This is a genomic window from Polaromonas sp. P1_E1_2 (assembly GCF_056406035.1).
Window position 1 is genome coordinate 1 of sequence record NZ_JBFUAZ010000726.1, and the last position, 1,866, is coordinate 1,866.

At 60.1% G+C, this 1,866-nt stretch carries 1 protein-coding gene and 1 pseudogene; both read right to left on the minus strand.

Annotated features, from left to right (window positions below):
• A pseudogene (locus tag AC1D1P_RS22195) lies at positions 1 to 267 on the minus strand (O-antigen ligase family protein); the annotation flags it as partial.
• Between the two features lie 81 nt (positions 268 to 348).
• Positions 349 to 1,866: lipopolysaccharide biosynthesis protein (locus AC1D1P_RS22200; RefSeq protein ID WP_477674472.1), on the minus strand; the 1,518-nt coding region annotated here is incomplete at its 5' end.

The following is a 1,866-nucleotide window of genomic DNA, read 5'->3' on the forward strand; positions in this document are numbered from 1 at the left end:
GGCCTGCACCGTCTTGTCGCGTTGAAGCCAGTGCGTGATGATGCGTTCCCCCGCCAGCGTGAGCAGCAAGAGGGAAACCAGCGGCTGCGCCAAAGCCACCAGCGGGTGGCGCACCACCACCGCAACTTCGTCCAATTTAAATGCACTGCTGGAGAGGTCGCGCCCCGAGAGGAAATTGTTCAGGGCCACCATTGCCARGATGGCGTAGAAAATGACATGCATGTACCCGTGCGCACGGCGTGACGTGACATGAACTGCACCCGCCATGCCCAGCGTCGCCAAAAGCGCCGCCAAAATGGCACCAGCAACCAGAACCGAAATAACGATGGGTTGATCCAGGATAGCTCCTTAGAGTGGCTGCTCAAGGGAATTGGAAAGATCGGTACGTGGTGCCGAAACACCGCGGCGCAAAAACTTCGCCAGTCCGGGGACAAACCGGATGACCATTTCGGATGTTTCCCGCCCCAGCATTTGCGGCCTCAGGGCAAGCAGCAATGCCGGCAGGACTACTGCGGACAGGCTTCCGGCAAGCAGCGAGAGCAGGGGAATATCAAACCGTGCAACCGCGTGCTGACCTGCCATCACACCTAAAACGCAAGCGGCACAAAGAAGAAACCCGCGCAGGGCATCCGGTAGCAGGGACATCCAGCCAAGCTCCAGTGCACGGAATGCAGCCGTAGCCGTAACGGCTGCGCGCAGTACCAGCAACAGACCCGCCACGACTGCAGCCATGTGGATTCCCTGGCCTGCAAACAGGTAAAAACCGAGGATGCCCAAAACGATCAGCGGGAGCTGCAGCGCAAATTCGTAGTACTTGCGTCCGGTGTTCCACAGCACGGGTGTCGACAGTCCCCAGATGACGTACGCCGGCATGCAGAGGAACAAAATTCCCAGCACCCAGGCTGCCCCACTCCATGCGGGCCCATAAAGCACACGCACGATGTCGGGCGACAGAAAGGCAAGCGTCGCAAAGGCGGGGAGTCCCAACACCACAATGGTGGCCAGCATCTGCAGATAAGCGCGGCCCAGTCGTGGCCGGTCGTTTTGCAGGCGTGCGCCCGCCGCCAGGAACGCGGGCTGAAGTGCGCCCAGCAGCAAGGTGTTGGGCATCGTGGCCAGGTTGTAAGCCACGTTATAGAGACCCAGCGATTGCGCGTTGAGCAACCGGCCTATCAATACCCGATCAAGGTTGTTGAGCACCCAGTTGACGATATTGGTCAAAAAGACCGTGTGCCCCGTGCCGACAGCGGACTTTGCATCGGCATACCAGAACAGCGGGCGAAGCGCATGCGGCTTGAGGGCATAACTTGCAACAAACACGACAGCCGCCTGAACCAGCCAGGCCGCTACCAGCGAAGCCTCACCCTGGCCAAGCAGTGCCATCGGCACCCCAACAGCCACATACCCAGCGGCATAGCTGCCGACCTGAATCAGTCCCACTGCCCGGAAATTCAAGTCACGCTGCAGCAGGTAGGTAGCCGGTGCTGCCGCAGCACCCAGCAGGCACGCCACCGATAACCATTCAATGACGAATTGCGAGCGCGGCTCCCGGAAATAAGCCGACAGCAGCGGCGCCAGAAAATACAGGGCAAGCATGGTGGCAATACCCACGATCAGTTGCCATGTCCAGGCAAACCGGACGTCCTCGTCACTCAGTGTGGTGCGTTGCAACAGGCTCCAGCTGAAGCCAAAACCGGAGACAAATGTGGCGAATGTCAGTACCACCATGCCGATGGCAAAAACGCCAAAAATCTCCGGCCCCAGGGTGCGGGCCAGAATCACCTGGGCCACCAGCTGCAGCCCAAAGCGTGCCGCTGTGGAAACGGCGCTCCATTTGACCGCTGCAACACCCGGACGGCCGAGGCC